Here is a 21,360-nt window from a genome sequence, read left to right as displayed (position 1 = left end):
GCAGAAGCGGGGCCGCCGCCAAGGGCGGACCGACGCGCCGCTCGCCTTGCGACGGAGCGTGAACCGGTTTCTAAACATCAAAGCGCCTGGCCGGCGGCCGCGCGCTCCTGCTCCATATCCATCAGCCGGCCCTCGTTCAGCCGCAGCGTGCGCTGAGTGCGCGCCGCCAGCTCCAGATCGTGGGTGACGATGATCAGGCTGGTGCCCAGCGTGCGGTTCAGCTCCAGCATCAGATCGAAGACCTGCTTGGCGGTGTGCACGTCCAGATTGCCGGTGGGCTCGTCCGCCAGCAGGCAGGCGGGCCGGGTCACCAGCGCGCGCGCAATCGCCGCCCGCTGACGCTCGCCGCCGGACAGTTCGCCCGGTTTGTGCTGCAAGCGCTGGCCCAGGCCCACGCGGCCCAGCATCTCGCCGGCCTCCCGCTCGGCCTGCTTGCGCGGCATGCGGCGGATCAGCAGCGGCATCATCGCGTTTTCCAACGCGCTGAATTCCGGCAGCAGATGATGGAACTGATAGACAAAGCCCAAGGAGGCGTTGCGCATCCGGCCGCGCTCCGACTCGGACATCGTCGCCAGATCCCGCCCCAACACCTCCACGCGGCCCTGGCTGGGCGTGTCCAGCCCGCCCAAGAGGTGCAGCAGCGTGCTCTTGCCGGAGCCGGACGCGCCGACGATGGCCAGGCTGGCGCCCTTCTCCACCGTCAGGCTGACATCGGACAACACCGTCAGCTGCAGCTTGCCTTCGTTATAGGACTTGCCCAGCCCTTGGCACGACAACACATTACTCATAGCGCAAGGCCTCCGCCGGTTGCGTGCGCGCCGCGCGCCAGCTGGGGTACAGCGTGGCGAACAAGGCCAGCAACAGGGAAATCAGGGTGATGGTGGACACATCGCCCCACTGCACGTCGGACGGCAGGTAGTCGATCATATACACCTCGCTGGACAAAATCTTGCTGCCGATGACGCGTTCGATCAGCGGCACGATCACGTCCAGGTTCAAGGCGATCAACACGCCCGAGGCCACGCCGGACAAGGTGCCCAGCACCCCGGCCACCGAACCCTGAATCATGAAGACTTTCATGATGCTGGCCGGCGACGCGCCCAGGGTGCGCAAAATGGCGATATCCGCCTGCTTGTCCGTCACCACCATCACCAGCGTGGACACCAGATTGAACGCCGCCACCGCCACGATCAGCGTCAGGATGATGGTCATCATCCGTTTCTCGATCTGCACCGCGCGGAAGTAATTGGAATTGGTGTCGGTCCAATCCGTCACCAGGTTTTGCGGCAGCTTGGCGCGCAGCGCCTGCTTCACCGTGGGCGCCAGCATCGGATCGTCCAGCTTGAAGCGCACGCCGCTGACGCTGTCCCCCATCCGCGACAACACCTGGGCGTCGCGCAGGTTCACCATCGCCAAGGTGGAGTCGAACTCGAACATGTCCACCTTGAAGATGCCCACCACGGTGAACTGCTTGGAGCGCGGCAACATGCCCGCCGGCGTGATCATGCCCTGCGGCACGAAGAGCATCACCTTGTCGCCCAGGCCCACATTGAGCTGGCGCGCCAGCTCCGCGCCCAGCGCCACGCCGAACTCGCCGGGGCGCAAATTCTCCAGCTTGCCGGTCACCATGTGCTGGCCCACGTCCACCACCTTGTCCTCCAGCGCCGGCTCGATGCCGCGCACCAGGCCGCCGCGCACATTGCCGTAAGCGGTAAACAGGCCCTGGCTGTTGACGAAGGGCGCGCCGGCCAGCACATGCGGCTGCGCGCCGCCCAGCTGGGCCACCTGCCGCCAATGATCCAGCCGGCCGTCGTAAGTGCTCACCTCCAGATGCGAGGCCACGCTCAGAATGCGGCCGCGGATTTCCTTCTGGAAGCCGTTCATCACCGACAGCACGATGATCAGCGCGGCCACGCCCAGCGCGATGCCGACGATGGAAATCAGGGAAATGAAGGAAATGAAACCGTTGCGGCGCTTGGCCCGCAGATAACGCAGGCCGATAAAGGCTTCAAAAGGCCACTGCATCAAAAAAGCTCCTTTCCGGAGCGAGTCGCGGGCTCGCCGCGCGTAGCCCGAGGGGGTGGATGAAAACGGCGCTCAGCGCCCTTGATAAGGGTTGTGCAGGCTTTGCATCACCTGCACCAGGAAATCCTTGACCTGGCCTTCGTCGCAGCCCATCAGCACCGCGTCCTCCAAGGCGTCCTGCGCCAATTGGGCCAGCTCCTCCAGGTTTTCCTGCATCACTTTCAGCTTCTCCACGCAGGCCACCACATTGCCTTGCGGGTCTTTCCACACCGGTATGTCCACTTTCAATGCCATCGTTTCGCTCCAAAGCACATTGCCCGCAACGCGGGCAATGTTGTTCCTGCATCCTTATCAGCTTAAGCCGCCAATCAACGCTTGGCTTTTTTCTTGGCGCCGCCGGCCGCCTTGCCGCCCTTCTTGGCCGCGGCTTTGCCGCCGCTCTTGCCGGACTTCTTGGCTTCGGCCTTGCCGCCCTTCTTGGCGGAGACCTCCGGCTTGCACTTCTTGCCCTTGCGGCACTTCGCCGCCGGAGCGCTTACCGCCGCGGCCTTGCGCGTCGGCGTCGCCACGGTCAGATCGTCGGAAGTGTCCGCCGCCTGCGCCGCCGTGCTGCGGTTCACCCGTCGCGCGCCGTTGAAGCGGCCGTTCCAGTAACTCTGGTTGATGTTGGCCACTTCGATATTCTTGCCGGTGCGCGGCGCGTGGATGAATTTGCCGTTGCCCATATACATGCCGACATGGGAATAACTGAAGCCGCGGGTATTGAAAAAGACCAGATCGCCGGGCACGAGTTCGCTGCGGTTGATGGATTTCCCAACGCGGGCCATTTCAGCGGAAGTGCGCGGCAGATTCACTTTCAAGGACTTTTGAAACACATAGCGGATGAAGCCGCTGCAATCCAGGCCGTTTTCCGGCGAGTTGCCGCCGAAACGATAGGCCACGCCCAATAGGCTCATGGCTTGCAACAACAAATCCCCCACCGCGTCTTCCGCGGGGGAGGAGAATTTCGAGATGGGGTCGTCCTGGCCAGACTGCGCGCTAGCTTCCGCCGCGGGGCGCCCTTCCGGAGGGGCCTTTTCCGGCGCCGCTTCAGCGAATACCATAAAGCCCGCCAGCACCAGAGTCATTAAGCGGAGTTGCAATTTCATAGGCCGAACTCTATCGGACGGGGGCGGTAGTGTAAAGCCGCAGGCAGGCCGTTTCCAGCGCTTTGGGCCGGCCCGCTTGAACCTTGGACGAGACAGCCGGCACTAATGGCGTACAATCCATCGCACTGGCATGGCCGGCGGCGAAACCGCGCGGCGGGACGGCGCCGGCGCGCCCGGACGGCAAGCCTTTGTTTTTGAGCGAAAACCCAATGCCCACAAGGCAGAACCGATGCTGAGAGAAACCCTGATCGCCATGCGCGACCTGCCGCGACTGAAGGAAATCAGCGGCATTCTGATCCGTCACGGCCTGGGCGAATTCGCCCAAAGGCTAAAATTACCGCGCGCGGTGGAAAAGGCCGGCCAATGGCTGAACCTCAACCTGCCGGAGGCGGAAAACCGCCCGCCCACCCCGGTGCGCGTGCGCCTGGCCTTTGAAGAGCTGGGCCCCACCTTCATCAAGCTGGGCCAGATTCTCTCCACCCGCGTGGACGTGTTCCCGCCGGACTGGATCGCCGAGTTTGAAAAACTGCAGAACAGAGTGCCGCCGGTGCGTCCGGAAGCGGTGCGCCGCCTGGTCAAGGCCGCGCTGGGCGACGAGCCTGAAAACGTGTTCGCCCACTTCGACTTCAACCCCATAGGCTCCGCCTCCATCGCCCAGGTGCACCGCGCCACCCTGCACGACGGCAGCGACGTGGCGGTGAAACTGCGCCGCCCCGGCATTGTGGACAAGGTGGAAGCGGACCTGCGCATCCTCAACCACCTGGCCGGCCTGCTGGAACTGGAATTTCCCGACGTGCGCCGCTTTCAGCCGGTGGAAATCGTCGGCCAGTTCGCCCGCTCGCTGAAGCGGGAAATGGACCTGGCGGTGGAAGCCCGCAATTCAGAACGCTTCGCCCGCGACTTCGCCGACGATCCGGAAGTCCAGGTACCCAAGGTCTATTGGGACTACACCAACGCCGCCGTCAACGTGCAGGACTACATCGCCGGCGTGCCGGCCGCCCGGCTGGAACAACTGGCCGACAGCGGCCTGGACCCGGTGCTGCTGGCCCAGCGCGGCGCGGACGCGGTGCTGAAGATGATTCTGATCCACGGCTTCTTCCACGCGGACCCGCATCCGGGCAACGTCTTCTTCCTGCCCGAACACCGCATCGCCTTCATCGACTTCGGCATGGTGGGCCGCATCAGCCATGGCCGCCGCGATGAAATCGTCGATCTGCTCGCCGCCGTGGCCAACCGCGACGAAGCCGGCATCATCGACGTGCTGATCGAATGGACCGGCAACACCCCGGTCAACGAACGCCAGTTCGCCCACGACGTGGGCGAATTCCTGTTCCAGTACGAACACGTGCCGCTCAAGGGCATCAACATCAGCCAGCTGATCGCCGACATCATGGCGCTGATCCGCGACCACTCCATCCTGCTGCCGCCGGACATGGCCATGTTGTTCAAGGCGCTGATCACCCTGGAAGGCCTGGGCCGCCAGCTGGACCCGGATTTCCAGCTCATCGCCCACATCACCCCCTTTGTGCGCGAGCTCTCCATCGCCCGCTACCACCCGGCGGCCCTGCTCAAACGCGGTCGCCATTCGCTGGGCGAAGCGCTGGCCATGCTCTCCAGCCTGCCGCGAGACCTGATGCGCATGGGCAAGGACATGCGCCACGGCAAGTTCCGCGTCAATCTGGACCTGCAGCGGCTGGACAGCTTCGGCCGTCAATTGGACCGCAGCACCAACCGGCTGACCATGGGCATCGTCACCGGCTGTCTGATCATCGGCTCCTCCATCGTGATGACCGTCAACGCCGGGCCCAAATTGTTCGGCCTGCCCTTCTTCGGCTTCGTCGGCTTCATGCTGGCCATGTTCAACAGCGTGTGGCTGGTATGGGCCATCTGGCGCTCCGGCAAGGAATTGTGACATGAGATCGAAACAGAAAACCCTATTGGCGGTCGCGCTGCTGGGCCTCGCCGCCGCGGCCAACGCCGCCGACGTGATCACCCTCAACTGGCGCGACGGCGACGAAGTGGCCGCCGCCTTGCGGCCGCAACTGCGCGACGGCGAAAAACTGGGCGCGCTGGGCAACCAGCTGATCCTGGACGCCCCGCCCGGACGTAGTGCCGAATTGCGCCGGCTGATCCGCCAGCTGGACGTCAAATCCTCGTCCCTGCTGGTGGAAGTGGCCCAGGACGGCGTCAGCCGAGAAAGCAAATCCGCGGTGCAATTGGGTGGCCAGGTACAGGGCGGCGGCTACAGCATCAGCACCGGCAAGCCGATGACGGTGCGCCCCGGCAGCCAAGTGGTGATCGCCGGCGGCGCCAGCCAGTCCAACACCCGGCTGCAGGCCAGCCAGGCCTTGCGCATGCTGGACGGCAAGACCGGCTTCATCGAGATAGGCAGCAGCCGGCCGCTGCCCTGGCTGATGTTCGGCCCTGACGGCCGGCCAGTGGTGGGCGTGCGCTATCAGGACGCCGTCACCGGCTTCTACGCCCGGCCGCGGCTGCACGGCCAGCGGGTGACGCTGGAACTGGCCGCCAGCCAGCAAGCCTTCAACGGCCAGAACCTGGACAGCGCCAAATTGGCCACCACCGTGGAAGGCGCGGTGGGCGAATGGTTGACCGTGGGCGGCATAGGCCGCGATCAAAGCGGCCAGGAAACCGTGCTCATCGGCGTCAGCCGCAGCAATGTGCAGCTGGAGCGCAGCATCAAGGTGCGAGTGACGCCGGCGCAATAAGAACCTGTTTACGATCTGCTGCGCGTCGTGAGACGTGGCACGGTGAGTACCGCTTCGAAATGCTCATGTACCACGTGTGCATTCCGCTTTCTCAGCCGCAACGCCTTGTCTCGCCTTAGCACGCGAGATCGTAAACACGTTCTAAGAGCCGCTAACAAAACCTCGCAGAGAATCTGAGCCAAGGAGCGCCGACGCAGGCAGTACAAGTCGTACGACAAGGAGGCGCAACGCGGGATTAGGGGCTTTGTTAGCGGGTCTTAGAGCCTGTTCAAAGTCTCGCGAGCAAGGGCGAGACAAGGCGGAAACGGCAGAAGAAGCGGAATGTACAGGTGGTACATGAGCATTCTGAAGTCGTTTTCAACGCCGTATCGCTGAAGCGCAGCAGACTTTGAACAGGTTCTAAGCGCCTACTCCGCCGGAGGCAGCCCTCGCTCGCTGTCCGGCATCTCGCCGCGGCCGCCACGCGGACCGCGCGCGACCCGCCCGCCGCCGCGGGAAAGCGTCCGCGGCGAATCATAGGCCGAGGCCGGGCGCTCCAGCCTGGCCTCCAGCGCCCCGCCGCGCCAGGTCCACAGCATCGCGTTCAAGCGATTGCGCGTCTGACGCGCCCGCCATGCTCCGCCGTCCTCGTCCACCGTCATCGCCCCCTCCTGATTGCAGCTGGCCACCAGCGTCCAGCTGCGCACCCGGTAGTCGCGCACTTGCAGCAGGCGGTAAGCCGGCGCGCATTCCGCATCGTCCGCGCGCAACAGCACCAGCGCGTCCTCGCCGACGACGCGGGCGTCCGCGATGCGCACCCGGCGCCATTGCGCGTCCAGCGGCGCGACCAGTTGGCGATCATAGAATTTCAGCTCGAAGCGCCCGCCCAGCGAAGAGCGAAGCACCAGATGGTTGCCGGCCAGCGGCACATCCTGATGCACGAAAGCCAGCGCTTCCTGCAGATCCAGCCGGCGTTGGAGCGAACCATCGGCGGAACGCTGCTGCGAACAGGCGGACAAGACCAGCAACAGCGGCACGGCCCAGGCAAAGCGGCGAATCCTCGTCATGCCAGCCCTTTCACGGCATGGTTGCTGATCGTTCAATACTACCACCAATATTTCCAGCTCCGCCCGCCACCCCGGGTTCGCGCACCTCGGTCCGGGCGAAACGCCGCGCTTGCCTAGCACGCCGCGAGCCGGCAATAATGCGCCCGTGCTTGAGATTACAGGCACCGGGATTGAGAGCCCGTTCTGCAAAGATTCCCGGTTGTTCAGCGCAACCGGCGCCATTGCTGCGCCCATTTTTCGGCAAGCCGTGGCGGGGAGGCCTTCATGGTCTGCCGGGTCCTTTGCGCCGGTCTCTCAACCCTGTCACGTGCTCGCCATCCCGAATGAGAGCGGAGTCGCGGGCATGAACCTCGCAAAGGAGCCTCTTCATGAAACGCAATCACCCCCTTCGCCGCCGTTATCAGCCCGATCCCCAACCCCTGCCTTACCATGCGCTGCCCTTCGCCGCGCAACTGCCCGGCCAGGCCCGGCCCCACTGCTGGACCGTGCAGCCGTTGGCCGATCGCCGCCAAGCCTATCTGCTGGGACGGGAGTACGCGGGCCATTACCTGGTTTTCCTGCAAGACAACCCCGGCAGCGCGGACCGCTTCCTGCTGGCGCGCATTGCCGAAGACGTCGACTTCAGCGCCCCGGACGCGGCCAGCGCTTGCTGGACCGGCTTCTTCCACCTGATCGAGCAAGTGCTGACGCAAAGCATCGCGCCGCTGGACGTGTTCGAGTACATCGACCGGCTCAACACCTACGAGGCGGCGTTGCAGCGCCTCTTGCATCAAACTCCGCCACAAACTTAATATATGCATAAAAACAAACCGCTTTCCCCATCGCATCGGCGGCCTTGCCGCGGGCTCGCTTAGTCCGCAAAGCGACAGTCTTTCCGGCTTGCGGGCGGCAGGCCCGCCGATGGCAATTCCGCAACAAGCCGCGGCTAAAACAAAGCAATCTCAGGCTTAATTTGCGGGGGAAGCGACATTTCGACCGGTCCCCGGCTTAATATGGACAGTCAATTCATTTTGCATAAACAAGCGACGCCCGCCATGCGGCTTGGCGCGGCGTCGGCGGAAACCATGGCAGCTCTTTTATTTTGAGGATGATGAATATGCGCACTATATGCGTAGGCCTGTCGGCTTTGTTGGCGGCTCAACTCGCAGTGGCGGACCCGATACCGGAAGAAAACGGCTTCTCCGGCAGCATCGGCCTGGGCGTGGGCGGCAACCGCGTCAAATCCAACCTCTTCAAGGGGGACAAAAATCAAAGAACCAACAGCCTGAACAGCGCGCCGGAGTCCCACAACGACTCCTTCGCGCTGCCGGTGCTGGATCTCAGCTACACCTTCGCCGCCAGCCGTACCCAGATCGTGTTCGACAGCCAGATTCACGACCCGCTGGGCATGGACGACACCCTGGAACTGGGCGTGCGCCAGCAAGTGGGCAACAACGGCATCGTCTCCGCCGGCCTGCTCTACGGCGGCCTCAGCAAAAACACCTGGACCGATCCCTACCTCGTGGGCGTGGACCGCGACGGCACCAAACGCAAATCCACCGGCCTGTTGCTGGGCTGGGAAAACATCATGGGCACCGGCTTCAAGGCCCAGCTGACCCAGCGCAACATCAAGATAGACGACGAGCGCAGCGGCCAGAGCGTGGCCGGCCTCAGCGCGGCGGACCGCGCCACGCTGAACCGCAACGGCGACGCCACCTTGCTGAAAGCGGGCTATGAATGGGCGTTCGCCCCCAATCAAACGCTGACCCCGGGTCTGAGCTGGGGCAAGGACAAGCTGGACGGCGGCGCGATGAGCAACAAGAGCTACGGCCTGAGCCTGGACTACGCCTACAGCAGCGACCTCAACACCTTCAGCGCCGGCCTGCAATTCCGCAAACAGCGCTTCGACCAGAGCAACCCGCTGTTCGGCAATAAAAAAGCCGACAGCAATGCCTACGCCGTCGACCTCAACTACCTGCGCCATCAGCTGTTCGGCGAGAAAGCGCTGTCCGCCTTCGTCAGCGCGGCCTACGGCAAATCCAACGCCGACATCAGCTTCTACGACGCCGAAATCCGCTCGCTGGGCGTAGGGCTGATTTACTCGTTCTAAAACCACCACGCGCCCCTGGCTGTTAAAGGGGCGCGATGCGGTGGGCCTTACTCCGTCATCAAGCGATAGAAGGGCTCCTCGCGCAAAGCCTGGCTTTGCGCATCGCCGCCTTCCCTGCCGCTGCGCAATTCATTGCGGTAACTGGCGTAGCGCCAGTGTTCAGGACGGACATCGGACTCCGGATGCTGGCCCGGCTCAATGCCATGCTCGGCCAAAGTCGTTTCCAGGCGCTCCACAAACTGGCGCACCTGGCTCAAACCCTGCGCGCTGTAATGAGAATCCGCGCCATCGGGCTTCACGTACAAAGTCAACTGCGCGCCCGCTCCTACTCTGGCCTCCGGCTCCACGCGTGCCATATCCGTCACTTTCCATTTATCAATCGGGCTGGACTCCGAAAACAACAAGCCGGACAGCGCTTGAAACGCCTGCGGCACCAAGTCCCGCTGCACGCTGAGATGGAATTTATCGCCGGCGAATTCACCCTGATTCTGCGCCTGCTCGCGCCGGGCATGCATGAACACATCCTGCCCGCCGCTGCTCACCATAAAGCCGTGGCTCATGCAGGCGAAACCGCTTTGCCGCATGCCGGCATAGTCCGGAGCGTGCTGGGCCTCGCGAAAATCAGCGGGCGGCATCGCCCGCAGTTGCTGACGCAAGCCTTCCATATTGGCGCGAAGATGATCTGCGCTGGACTGCGCTGGCGCACTGGCGGCAGGCGCGCCCATATTCAAAGGAGGGAGATTCAGTTTAAGGCCGGGGCGTTGAATGGGCATAGTGGGAGCACACAGGGAAAAGCGCAGATGCGCGATGCCAGCACTTTCGCATAGGCTCCGGGGGCGAGCTTGCAAAAACTGTTCAGCCTTCTGGGGGGGCTTCAAATCTCAACAGCCACTCTCGCTCCTTGATCAGCAAATCTTGCAAATAGCGATCAAGACAAGCAAAAACCCGCGAACGCGGGTTGCTTTATTAACCACAACAAGAGGCCAAACAAAACCCTATGCCTTATGGCTCACCAACTTGACTTGAGTTTAAGACTTCGATCGTAAACACTCCAGGCCGCTCATCAAAAAATAGTTCAAACTCGGCACCTTGCCATTAAAAATGGTAGACATGCGCATCAAACACCTCCCTGCGAATAAATGCCAGACATTTTGGATAACACTTTAGAAAGCAAGCCGGAGGCAAGCCCCGGAAATACATGCCAATTCAAACCAACATCCTCGACCAAGACATAAATACGACCTTCCGATGACTTCCTCAAGGCCATGTTCATTTCTACCTAACCACTTTACTTTCCAATAACCTACTCCACCTAATTGTTTTTGAAATAAAAAACAACCTCATAGCCCGCACCAAGCTCTTTTTGTAGCTTCTGCTGTAGCAAGATGCCGGCACTCCAAAACGCAGCTTCATCTTGTGGGTGAGGAAAGGCGGAGTTAGCGGGGTACTCATCACAGTAGCTCGACTGATACCAAGCCTCCCAGTTTTTCACTTCATTTTTTAAGGCCAAACTGATGGGAAGGCGCTCAGCCGGAAAATTCTCAATTCCGCCACCATCAAAAAATCGCCACAGGCAATGGCAGAAATACTCGGGAGAAAGTCGGATAACTTGTTTCATCTAAAAAGTGCATCGTTGCAATTCAACATTCAACTTGCAAAGAATGCAAGCTCTAAACCCCACCCAAAAATGGACCTCAGCATCAATGACAACAGCCACTTTATCTGCTTTTATATTTCTGTTTTGTCATATACCTTTCCAATAACCCCACTTAAACAAGCACAATAACCCTAGCGATTAATCACTCCCCAAATTTCCATAGCAATCTGGCAGTTCATATCCTTCAGACAGCTCCGGCCACTCCCCTGTTTTAAGTATAGTTTTCGCATCATCAGCAATTGCATCAAACAAACTTGACAAGCCCATAGCGTAGCTCCTTAGCCTTAGCAACGCCGATTGCATTGCCAACTCATCGTTAACACTTTTCGCACCAGAAAGCAGAGCAGCTCTAGACTGGCAAAGTGCCATATACTTCAATAGCAAATTTTCTAGTGATGCACCATAGTCAATCGACAAATCATCAATAGCACTAGAAGACTTTTCGTTAATAATTTCTAGAAAATCACTTTTCATTTCATCAAGAAAAGAATACGTTGCCATTCATTACCCTATTAGATAAAAAAATTTATTTCCGCGCAAATCCGAAGCGGCTTGCTCCGCCACCTTTTCCACTTCCCGAATGGTGTAACACATCTTCGCTTCCAGAAATTCCATTCATCAAAGTAGATCTTTATTGAAAAACAACCAAACCGGTATGAATTTAGCTCAGGATTACATTAATCTTCTCTCAACGCAAACCCCGCAAGCAGGACAGCCTTTACGCCCACAACAATTCGTTAAATTTAAAAAATCTCAAAATGCAGGCCACTAACAATTAAATTAAATTTTTTAATATCAACAATCTCTCCTTGGAATTTTACATCCTCACTTTTTCGCAGGGTACCAATTATGCTTGCATCACACAAATAACTGAACTCACTCCCACCGAGGGCAGGAACCAAGGAGAAAAGTATTTTTTCAAGATCGGGATACTGGATTTTTATAGCATTTTTCATAGAGAACGCGTCTTCCTTACTCTCTACCAAGTATCCAACCCCTGCGACCATAGCAAAACAGCAATTAATCTCAACATCTTTATCAAAGCCACTACTCAGAATAAAATTTTCCATTCATCTAACCATCAATGTGTGTAAACCACTTGGCCTGTAAATTTTTTCACAAAATCAATAACGGGAGTGAAATATTGCGCCCCCGTACCAGGATCTCTGATTGCAACCACTCGCTGCCCCTGTCTAGAAGTCACCCCATCCACTACAACAAAATGTCCACCACCGGAGTCAAGCGAAACCCTTGCTATTACTGCATTACCTCTAGACGTTCCTGCCGCAATATCATTAACAGACTGTCCCACTGCCCACTTTGCTGAAGGCAACCCATTTCTTTGCAATGCACCAGTTAAGCCAATCACATCTGTACCTACACCAGGAATTAGATTCGCATCTTTTGCAATTTGCGTGATATTAACCCATTTCCCCGTGTCATTTAATATCATTGTACAAGAAGTTGGGCCACATGCCACATTGCCAATGTTTGACACATATCGCTGATCTAGAACTATACGCGACCCAGCCCTTGACATTGAATTTGTTTCTGTTTGCAAGCTACCGGCCACATCTGTCGCCAAGCTCCCAGAACTTGCCCCATCGGAAGCGATTGCCTTCGGCCCCTTCAACCCTATTAACCAACCAAAATCACCAACCGCAAGCTTAACAACATCCAGAACCCCACCATAGCGCATGACTGCGTTACGTATTGCGCCTCCCGCCATATCATTGGCGCATTCAACTGTACTACACGTCAACCTTGCCAACTGCAAGCTGTTTGCAACCTCAGTAACACACTGACTATCTGCCTTGCAAATTGAGGATACACTAGACATTGCATTATTCAATGCGGCATTGAACGACTTTTGGTACTCTGGGCTAAAGTTATTTCGCCGATCACTTTCTTGAACTGCAGCCTTAATTAAATCATTTTCACACAATGACTTAGCTGCACCTGATTTCCCTCCACACTGGGTCGCAAGCTTTCTTCCCAAAGCATCAATTTCTTTGGGCCTTAGTGTATTGTTCTCTACTTCATTCTTGGCCGCCTGCGCACCCGTCAAGGCTCCAGCACTATCACCGCCTGCCAGCGAGCCCGCCAGGCTACCCGCCATCGTCGTCAGCGCGGAAATGGTCTGTTTCTGGAACTCGTTGAGATCCTCAACTTTTTTCCCAGGGTATAGCTGAGTTAACAGCAATTCTGCCACGATGGGAGCCGCTGCGCCGCCGGCAGCTCCTGCCGCCGCGCTCTCACCCTTCATTTGTGCCAGCGCCGCGCCCAGCAAGGCATGCGCCATCACATTGGCTTCTTTATTGCCGTCGGTCAGGTTTTTAACTACGCCAGCCAGGTAAGGCGCGGCGGCGCCGCTGAGGGCGGCTTGCACATTGCCGCCGGCCAGGCCTTGCAGCGCGGCGGTGGCGGCTTGGGCGGCACGCTGGAAATCGCTGTCGGCCCCCCATTTAGCGTTCAGCTCCTTATATTCTTTGCTGTCCGCATATTTGGGATTCCGTCGCAAGTCCTCATTCGCCTTCATCATCATCTGAGTGACAACAATCTGGGTGGCTTGCGCGCCAATCTGTCCAATCAGCTGCGCTTCCTGCAAGCGGTTGAGTTCCTTCTCCTTGTCGAAGATCGGGCTCAGGCCGTTGGCGGCGTGTTCGGCGTCGCGGCTCAGGTCTTTCAGGTCTTGTTGTTGCGTGTCCTGGTCGCGGACCTTGATCGAGCCTTCGCTGACCGCGGCGTAGGTGGTGGATTCGGCATGGCCGCTGCTGTTGCCGCCGCCCAGCACGCTGCTGGCGCCCTGGCTCATCAGCGTGCCTTTTAGCGTGTCGGTGATGTTGCCGCCGCTGCTGATGCCGAAGCTTTGGCTCTCCACCTTGAAATCCGCCTGGTTGTGCTGGTTGCTGAAGCCCAGGGTGCCGGTGTCCAGCGTGTTTTTGTCCGCCTTGGCGGTGCTGGCGATCACCGCGCCGTCCAGCTGGGTATGGCGGCCCACCTTGACGTCGAAGCCGCCCTGGCCGGCGTAGAGGCCGGTTTGCTCCTGCACGCTGACAAAGTCGCTATTGGCCTTTTGACGGCTGATGCTGATGGAGGCGCTGCCGCTCATGCTGCCGAAGGTGAAGCTGGCGCCGGCGGAAGCGTTGCTCTGCTCGCTGTGGTAACGGTCCTGATCTTGCAGACTCTGCAGCGTCAGATTGCGGCCTATATCCGCCACCACAGTCTTGCCGCTGGCGCTGGCGCCGGTCAGGCTCGCGTCGCGGCCACTTTGCAGGCTCAGGGTGTCGCCGGCGCTGAGCACGGTTTCGTTCCAGCGGCTGCCCTGGCCTTCTTCCTTGCCCCTGCCCTTGTTGGCGTTGGCGAAGATGGAGATGCCGGCACTGCCATTGCTGACACCGATGCTGAGGCCGGCATTCCAGCCGCTGCTCTTGTTGCCGCCGCTCTGGGAATCTTCATTGCGGCCGGCTTGCAGTTGCAAATCCCGCGCGGCGTCCAGCGTCAGGTCTTTGCCGGCCTTGAGACGGCCGCCGGTGACGCTGATGTCGCCGTCCTGCGCCTGGCCCTGGGCGTCTTTGGCGCCGCTGCCGGTGGCGGTCAAACTGAGGTTACCGCCGGCGGTGAGCTGGCTGCCCTGGCTCTGGCTTTGCTGACGCTGGCTGTGGGATTGGCTTTGCTGGTTGCCCACGGACAAGCTGATGCCGACAAAGCTTTGTTCCGCCGCCGGTTTCATCGCTTCCTGCTGGTAGGCCTGATATGCCTGGTAGCCTGATAAACCGGCCTGAACGCCTTGCAGCGCGGCCAGGCGGCCGCTGGCTTTTTTGCTGTCCTGCGCCTGCTGCACGGCGGTGTTGGCGGCGGCGCCCACCACGCCGGACAAGGCCACGGTGAGGCCGCTCTTGCTGACTTCGTGCTTCTCGTCGCGCTGATAGCGGTTGGCCACGTCTTCCACGCGGATGTTCTGGGCCAGCACGTCGATGTCGCCGCCGGCGACCAGGTCGGAGCCCTTGATCAAGGCGTTGCGGCCGGCGTCGATATTGACCTTGCCCAGCACGCTGCCCACCGTGCTATTGGTTTGGCTGACGCTGGTTTCGCCCACCTGGTCTCGCTGTTTCTGACTGCCGATAGTGAAGCCGATGCCGCCGCTGCCCAGCAGGCCGGATCGTTTAACGCTTTCGTCGTGCTGCTGGTACTGGCGGTTTTCCGCTGTGGTGACGTTGACGTCGCGGCCGGCGACCAGGTCCACGTCATGAGTGGCGGCCACGCTGCTGCCGGCCACGGTCAGGTCCTGCCCGGCTTGCAGGCTGATGCTTTCGCCGGACAAGCTGCTGCCCTTGGCCAGCGTTTGCCGTTCGTCGGTCTGACTGAGGCTTTGCTTGCTGTTGGCCAGGTTTTTGCGAGTGCTGGCGGCTTGCTCCTGGAAGCTGCGGCTTTCTTCCGCCGCGCCCACGCGGATATCCCGCGCGGCGCTGAGCTTGAGGTCGCCGTTGTCGCTGGCCAGTTCGCTGCCCTGCACGGTGAGGTCCGTCTTGCGCGCCTGGATGGTGACGCCTTGCTGGCCGCTGATTTGGCTGCCCTGCGCTTGCGTGTCGCGAATGGCTTGCTGACGCTGGCTGCGGGTCTGGCCGATGTGATTGTTTTCGTAGTCGTCGATTTCCACATGGCGCTCCGTCGCGCCGATGTCCACTTGGGTGCCGGACAACAGCACCTGGCCCTGATCGCTGGCGACTCGGCTGCCTTGCACGCTCAGTTCCTGGCCGGCCACGGCGACCACGCCGGCTCCGCCGCTGAGCTGGCTGGCAATCAGCGTATCGGCCTGATAGCGCGCCTCCACCCGAGAGCTGGCGCTATCGGCGGTGAGCTTGGTGTTGTTGGTGGTTTTGTCCGCCTGCACCGTAAGCTTGTTGCCGGCGCTGACATTGAGCTGACCCTTGGCCTGGGCGCTGGAGCCGGTCAACGTCAGATCCTTGCCCGCGCTCAGGTTGAGCTTGCCGCCGGATTGCAGGCTGCTGCCCTGCGCGGTTTCCCACACGCCGCTGACGGTGGCGACGCCGCTGCCGCCCACGTCGGCGCCCAGCGTGGCATCGCGGTTGCCCATGCTGCCGGCGATCAGATCCACGCGGCCTTCCTTGCGGCTGCGCGCGGCGCCCAAGGTCAAGTTGTTGCTGGCGCTGAGCGTCAGCTGTTCCGAGGCGTCCACCTTGGCGCCCTTCAAAACGATGTCCGCGCCGCTCAGGCTGACGTCCCGCCCGCTGACGGCGGCCTGCCGACCGGCGTTTTGCAGATCGGTGTCCAGCCTCAGGCTGTCCGCCAACAGCTTGACGGTGTCGGCCTGGATCAGGCCTCCGGTATTGCTCAGAACCTCCGCCTTGGCCACCAGGCTTTGGTCCGCCTGCAGCTTGCCGCTATTGCTCAGGCTGGCGGCGGACAGGCTGAGGTCTTTGCCGGCGATCACCGCGCCGTCGCCGGTGAGGCTCACGGTGTTGTGCGCCAGATAGACGGTGGGCACCAATACGGTTTGCGGGCCGTTGGCGGTGTTGACGGTTTCGCTGACCATCCAGACGATGTCTTGCTGCAAAGCGGCGATTTGCGCCGGGGTCAGCGCCACGCCGGTGGTCAGCCGGAAGTCCCTGGCCACGTTCACGCCCTGGTTCATCAGCGTCTTGAATTGCTCGGTGGCGTCCTCTCCGCGCAGAGACGGGCGGCCGGTCAGCGCCAGTATCTGGTCGCGCACCAGCTTTTGCTCGTAATAGCCGTCGCCCAGGCGCTTGTGCGCGCCCACCGGATCGTAGTTCAACTGCTTCAGCATGTAGTCGCTGCTGATGAAGTTGTTGTACTGGGTGAAGCGACTATCGGTTTCAATCAGATAGGAGGCCGTGGGGCTGGGGTTTTGCTGGAACAGCTGGTTGTTGGGCAGGCGGTCCAACAGGCCAGGCTGGCCTGCGCCGCCTTTGAGCGGACCGGCTTTCGCGCCGGCCGCGGCGGAGCCCGCGGCCGCCGCCACGTCTTGCTTGTCCCAGCGCGCCGGTTCCGCTTCCGCGGCGGCCTTGGCCGCTTCCGCCACGCTGACCTGGGCCGGATTGACAGTGACGTTTTCAATGCTGGGCGCGCGCACGCTGACGCCCTGATGACCGGCGATGGTGGCGTCTATGGTCTGCAACGCCACCGTTTTGTCCTGGGTGTATGTGGGGTACCAGTGCCGCGTGTTGCGGTCGTAGTGGTCCGTGCCGGTTTCCTGGGTGCGCTCGTTGACGGAGTAAGCGCGGTTGATCACGCGCGCGTCGCCTCCGCCATTGTCCGCCCCGTTGATGGTGACGGCGCCGTTGGCGGCGATGCGGCTGGCGTCGTTCAGCAATTGCCCGCTGACGTTCACCGTCATATTGCCGCCGGCGCTCAGGCTGGCCACTTCGCCGACTGAGATCAGCTTGTCCCGGGTCTTGGTGCCGCTGGCGGAACGGTTGCGCAAGTTGAACTTGTTGCCGGGGTCGACAAAATCCAGCTCCAGCGGATTGATATGAATGGCCGGGTTCCATTGTTCGTTGCTGCCGGACCATACTTCGCGCCACACTGTGTGCTCATAGGGACAGGCGGCCCCTTGGAAGCAGCTGTAACCTTGATAGAAGGTCATGTCGTAGCCGCCGCTGTCGTTCTTCTTGATGGCGTTGTAATTGACCCAGCGTTCCTGAGTGCCCTGGAAGCGGACCAGGGCCTGCTTCTTGGCTTCATTCACTTGCAGAATGGTGCCGTATCGCGTTTTGGCCGCTTCCGCGTCGTTGACCGGCAAGGATTTGGTGACGGCCGACCAATCCCAGCCGCCCACCCGTTCAAACACATCAAAGTAGTAGTTGTACTTGTACCAGCTATAGTTCTCGCTTTCCGCCGCGCGCTGGATATTGACGTGGGTGCGCTGGTTATTGAACCGGCCGGCGCGGATGGCAACATCGCCTTCGGCTTCTATCGCGGTGGAGATGTTTTCGATCAGGTCGCCGCTGCTCAGACTCAAAGCGCCGCCGCTGTAGATGTAGCCGCTGTCGCGGTTGCTCAGGCGGGTGCCGGCGTTGAGGCTCAGGCTGCGGGTGGCGGCCAGCACCGCCTGGCCGCCGTGGTTGTCGATGACGCCGCCGTTCACCGTGACGTCGCGGCCGCTGATCATGCCGCTGTTGTCCAGCGCCGCTGCGTTCAGCGTCAGTTGTTCCGCGTCCAGCCGGCCCTGGTTGACCGCCAGGCCGGCGCTATTGATGTCCAGGCGGCCGCTGGCGGCCAGCTTGGCGCCCGCGGCGTTGCTGAAACTGGCCGCTTGCAGGCTGACGTTGCCGGCGCTGGCCCACTGGCTTTCGTTGCGCAGGCTGCCGCTGGTGCGGAAACTCAGCGTCCCCTGGCTAGACAGCGTCTCGCCGTCGCGGAAGACGTAGTCCTGCTGCAAGTCCAGGCTGAGGCCGCTTTGCCCCGCCATTTTGCCGCCCTGGTTGCCCAATTGCCCGGCGGTCAGGCTCAGCGCCTGGCCGCTGTTCACCGCGCCGCCCTCGTTGTGGAGCCGGCTGGCGCTCAGCTTCTGATTGCGATTGGAGATCAGCTTGCCCTGGCGGTTGTCGATCTGACCGCTCAGTTCCGCCTCCAGCGCGCCGGTGGTTTGGATCTGGCCGTATTGGTTGTCGAAACTGCTCAGTCCCAGGCTGACGTCGCCCAGGCTCAGCAGGCTGCCGTAGCGGTTGCTCAACGTACCGGCCTTGAGTTCCAGCGCGCCGCGGCTGTTTAGCAGACCGCCGGCGTTGTCCACGGAGGCGGCTTGCAGCGCAAGCCCCTGGTCCGCCACGATCTTGCCTTGCTTGTTGTCCAGCGCGTCGCTGATGGTCAACCGCGCCGCGCCGCCGCTCTGCAGTTCGCCTTCCGCGTTATGCAGCCCCGCCAGTTGGTAATAAGCGTCGCCGCGGCTGATCAGCTTGCCTTGCTGGTTGCTCAGCTGGCCGCCGTCCACCGTCAGATCCATTCCGCTGCTGATCTGGCCGCGCCGGTTGTCCAGCTCGCCGGCGCGCAAGCGCTGGCCCTGGTCCGCCACCAGCTTGCCGTCCTGATTGTCCAGCAGGCCGCTGGCGTCCAGCGCCAGATCGCCCAAGGTCTGGATCTGGCCGCCCTGGTTGTTAAGCCCGCCCAGCGTCAGCGTCAGGCCTTGCTGGCTGGCCGCCGCGCCGCCTTGATTGTCCATCTGGCCCGCCAGCACGGTGATGCGCTCGCCGCCCGCCAGGGTGCCTTGCCGATTGTTCAGCGCGCCGGCGTCCAGCCGCATCGCGCGCTGAGCGCTGATGCGGCCTTCCCGGTTGCCTAGTTCGCCTTGGACTCGCACGGCCAGAGCGCCGCCGCTTTGCAGCTTGCCGCCGCTATTGTCGAGCGCGGCCAGTTGGATATCTCCGTCTCCCAAGCTGACGATGCCGCCGCCCTGATTGCCCAAGACGCCCGCTCGCAGCGTCAGCGCTTGTCGGCTGCTGATCTCGCCGCCGCCGTTATTGAGGCTCGCGGCCTCTATCTTCTGGTCCCGGTTGCTCAGCAACTTGCCCGCGCTGTTGTCCATCCCGCCATCGGAACGAAGGGTCAACGCGCTTTCGCTCTCCACCTTGCCGCCGGCGTTGTCAATCTCGCCCGCTTGCAGGCCAACGTCCGCGCCGCCGTGGATGGCGCCGGCCTGGTTGTTCAACTTGCCTGTCGCCTTGAGCGTCAGCGGCCCGCCGCCGTCTATCCGCCCCCCTCGGCTATTGTCCAGCTGCGCCGTGTCCAGTTTCAAAGCGGCGCCAGACAGCAGCGCGCCGCCTCGGTTGTCCAGTTCCCGCTCCGTGGTCAGCGTTAAAGCGATGGCGCTTTGCACGGCGCCGCCGGCATTGTCCAAGCTGCCGGCGCTCAGGCTCAGGTCTCCGTTGCCGCCGATCAGGCCGCCCTGATTGCTCAGATCTTGCCGCACGCTCCAGGACTGCGCCGCGTCGCCCAAGGCCAGCAATTTGCCGCCGCCGTTGTCCAGCCGGCCAATGCTCAACGCCAGGCTGTCGGCCTCGATGCGGCCGCCGCGGTTATCCAGCAACTGGCCGATGCGGAAGTCGCCGCTGCCCTGGCCTATCTGTTCCCAAACGCCGCCCAGATTGTTGAGCGCGGCGGCGCTGGCCTGCCACTGGCCCGCTTGCAGCGTGGCCGCGTCGCTGTCGATCTGCCCGCCGGCCTGAACCACCAAGCGGCCGGTGTTCAAGCTGGCGCGGCTGAGGCCCAGCCCGTTCTCCGCCGTCAGCGTCACGCTATCATTGGCGCGCAGTTTGGCGTCGGCGGCCTTGATCGCCGCCGCGTTGAGGTCCAGGCTGGAGCCGGCCAGCGCGTGGCCGCTCAGTTGCAGGCTGTCGCCGGCTTTCAGGCTCAGCGCGCCTGTCGTGCCCACTTGCCCCTTGTCGTCGCTGCCGGCGGCGAAATCGCCGCTGGCGGCGATGCTGCGCGCCTTGACCGTGACATCGCCGGCCGCCGCCACGGTGCCGCTCTGGCGCAAGGCGGCGTCGCCGCTCAACTCCAGCTTGCCGCGGCTGTAGCTGGCGCCGTTGTGTTCGATGTCGCCGGCGGCGTGGTATTGGATGTCGCCGCCGTTCTGGCGGCCGCTCAGGGTCAGTTGGCCGGCGCTGTCCAGCTTCAGCTGCTCGCCGCCGCTCAGTTGTCCGCTGCTGCGCACGCCGACGCCGGCCTCGGTGGCCAGCAGGCGGATCTTGCCGGCGTACATGCCGCCCAGTTGCGCCACATCGATGGCGAAACCGGGCCGTCCGGCGCTGTCCGCCGCCAGAGCCTGGATGTTTTGGTGGTCGGCGCTGACGCGGTTGCGGCCGGCGCTGACGCTCAGTTGAGGCGCCCAGATGCCGGCGCGCACTTCCACCGCCCGCGCCATCAGGTCTGCGTACTCGGTGCTGCCGGCCTGCATGCCGGCGCCCTCGATGCGGATGGTGCCGCTTTCCACGCGGTAGCCGGCCAGGCTGCCGTCCGGGTTCAGTTCCGGGCGACCGGTAGTCAGGGTCATGCGCCCTGCATTGATGGTGCCGCAGCCGTCGCAGAGAATGCCGGAGGGGTTGGCCACGATGACCTGGGCGCGGCCGCCGGCCACTTCCAGGAAGCCGCGCAACTGGCTGGGGTTGGCGCTGTTGACCTCGTTGAGGATCACCCGCGCCGGCGCGGCCGGATTGAGGTTGGGGTTGCCCTGGATCCAGCCGCCCAGTTGGGTCTGCACGCTGGTGGCGCTGTTGTTGAGAATGGCCCCGCCCTTGTCGACGTCGAACTGGCTGTACTGGTTGCGCGACACTCCGGCGGCGCTGGGCGCCTGGATGTTCACTTGCGGCAGGCCGTTGGCGGTGTTGATCACGCTGGGGCGCTGCGCCGCCGGCGCGTTCGGGTCCGCCACGATGCCGCCGGCCAGCGCGGAAGTTCCGGCCAGCGCGCACCAGCTGGCCCAGACAATGCCGCGCAGGGTCACGCCTAAGCGCCGGCTTGCCGCCGCGGGCTCGGCGGAGCGGCCGCCGCCCGCGCCCATCGGCTTGACGATCTCGGCGACGGCCATGATCAGGCCCCGCGCGCGGTTGAAAATCAGACGGTAACAAAGACGGTTCATGACCAAAACTCTCGACAAGGACGAGGCCGTCAACGCAAAGCGTTGCCACCG

Annotated in this window: 14 protein-coding genes; 4 read left to right on the top strand and 10 right to left on the bottom strand. The window is 61.9% G+C overall.

What is annotated here, in order from left to right; all coding sequences use genetic code 11:
• Positions 1–77: 77 nt before the first annotated feature.
• From lolD to JC616_RS11250, 4 genes are all read right to left on the bottom strand, one after another.
• Complete coding sequence (lolD, locus tag JC616_RS11265) at positions 78–788, bottom strand: lipoprotein-releasing ABC transporter ATP-binding protein LolD (RefSeq protein WP_107798975.1); 711 nt, start codon at positions 786–788, stop codon at positions 78–80.
• Positions 781–2,025 carry a lipoprotein-releasing ABC transporter permease subunit gene (locus JC616_RS11260; protein WP_227108320.1) on the bottom strand — a complete coding sequence of 415 codons (1,245 nt, stop codon included), beginning with the start codon at positions 2,023–2,025 and terminating at the stop codon, positions 781–783. Before JC616_RS11260 ends, lolD begins: the two co-directional genes overlap by 8 nt.
• A gap of 72 nt (positions 2,026–2,097) precedes the next feature.
• Positions 2,098–2,319, bottom strand: a complete 222-nt coding sequence (locus JC616_RS11255) for a hypothetical protein (protein WP_048415208.1) — start codon at positions 2,317–2,319, stop codon at positions 2,098–2,100.
• Between the two features lie 74 nt (positions 2,320–2,393).
• Positions 2,394–3,173, bottom strand: a complete 780-nt coding sequence (locus JC616_RS11250; RefSeq protein ID WP_107798973.1) for a C40 family peptidase — start codon at positions 3,171–3,173, stop codon at positions 2,394–2,396.
• Positions 3,174–3,402: 229 nt separating this feature from the next.
• Here JC616_RS11250 and JC616_RS11245 point away from each other — a divergent pair, with 229 nt between their 5' ends.
• On the top strand, positions 3,403–5,085 hold the full coding sequence (locus JC616_RS11245) for an ABC1 kinase family protein (RefSeq protein ID WP_227108318.1): 1,683 nt from the start codon (positions 3,403–3,405) through the stop codon (positions 5,083–5,085).
• 1 nt (position 5,086) lies between these two features.
• Positions 5,087–5,899 (top strand): hypothetical protein, encoded by an 813-nt coding sequence (locus JC616_RS11240; RefSeq protein WP_227108316.1) that lies wholly within the window; start codon positions 5,087–5,089, stop codon positions 5,897–5,899.
• A 407-nt stretch (positions 5,900–6,306) separates the two neighbouring features.
• On the opposite strand, the gene JC616_RS11235 is transcribed toward JC616_RS11240, so the two are convergent.
• The gene (locus JC616_RS11235; protein ID WP_227108314.1) at positions 6,307–6,945 is read right to left on the bottom strand and encodes a hypothetical protein; all 639 of its coding nucleotides are present in this window, start codon (positions 6,943–6,945) and stop codon (positions 6,307–6,309) included.
• A 368-nt stretch (positions 6,946–7,313) separates the two neighbouring features.
• Here JC616_RS11235 and JC616_RS11230 point away from each other — a divergent pair, with 368 nt between their 5' ends.
• Together JC616_RS11230 and JC616_RS11225 are read left to right on the top strand one after the other, a co-directional pair.
• A complete protein-coding gene (locus JC616_RS11230; protein WP_227108312.1) occupies positions 7,314–7,736 on the top strand; it encodes a hypothetical protein in 423 nt (140 codons plus the stop codon).
• Positions 7,737–8,041: 305 nt separating this feature from the next.
• Positions 8,042–9,034: a DUF2860 family protein gene (locus JC616_RS11225; protein WP_158274260.1), complete on the top strand. Its 993-nt coding sequence runs from the start codon at positions 8,042–8,044 to the stop codon at positions 9,032–9,034.
• A gap of 47 nt (positions 9,035–9,081) precedes the next feature.
• On the opposite strand, the gene JC616_RS11220 is transcribed toward JC616_RS11225, so the two are convergent.
• From JC616_RS11220 to JC616_RS11200, 5 genes are all read right to left on the bottom strand, one after another.
• The gene (locus JC616_RS11220) at positions 9,082–9,912 is read right to left on the bottom strand and encodes a type III secretion system effector phosphothreonine lyase (RefSeq protein ID WP_319792931.1); all 831 of its coding nucleotides are present in this window, start codon (positions 9,910–9,912) and stop codon (positions 9,082–9,084) included.
• A 434-nt stretch (positions 9,913–10,346) separates the two neighbouring features.
• Positions 10,347–10,652: a hypothetical protein gene (locus JC616_RS11215; protein ID WP_227108310.1), complete on the bottom strand. Its 306-nt coding sequence runs from the start codon at positions 10,650–10,652 to the stop codon at positions 10,347–10,349.
• A 177-nt stretch (positions 10,653–10,829) separates the two neighbouring features.
• Positions 10,830–11,192 (bottom strand): hypothetical protein, encoded by a 363-nt coding sequence (locus JC616_RS11210; RefSeq protein ID WP_227108308.1) that lies wholly within the window; start codon positions 11,190–11,192, stop codon positions 10,830–10,832.
• 242 nt (positions 11,193–11,434) lie between these two features.
• On the bottom strand, positions 11,435–11,761 hold the full coding sequence (locus tag JC616_RS11205) for a hypothetical protein (protein ID WP_227108307.1): 327 nt from the start codon (positions 11,759–11,761) through the stop codon (positions 11,435–11,437).
• 11 nt (positions 11,762–11,772) lie between these two features.
• Entirely contained in the window at positions 11,773–21,309 is a 9,537-nt protein-coding gene (locus JC616_RS11200) for a hemagglutinin repeat-containing protein (protein ID WP_227108305.1), read from the bottom strand.
• Positions 21,310–21,360: the final 51 nt, after the last annotated feature.

This window comes from Chromobacterium rhizoryzae, from assembly GCF_020544465.1.
In the GTDB taxonomy this organism is placed as follows: Bacteria; Pseudomonadota; Gammaproteobacteria; order Burkholderiales; family Chromobacteriaceae; genus Chromobacterium.
The sequence above is the reverse complement of the archived record's forward strand: the minus strand, read 5'-3'. Positions and strand labels throughout refer to the sequence as shown.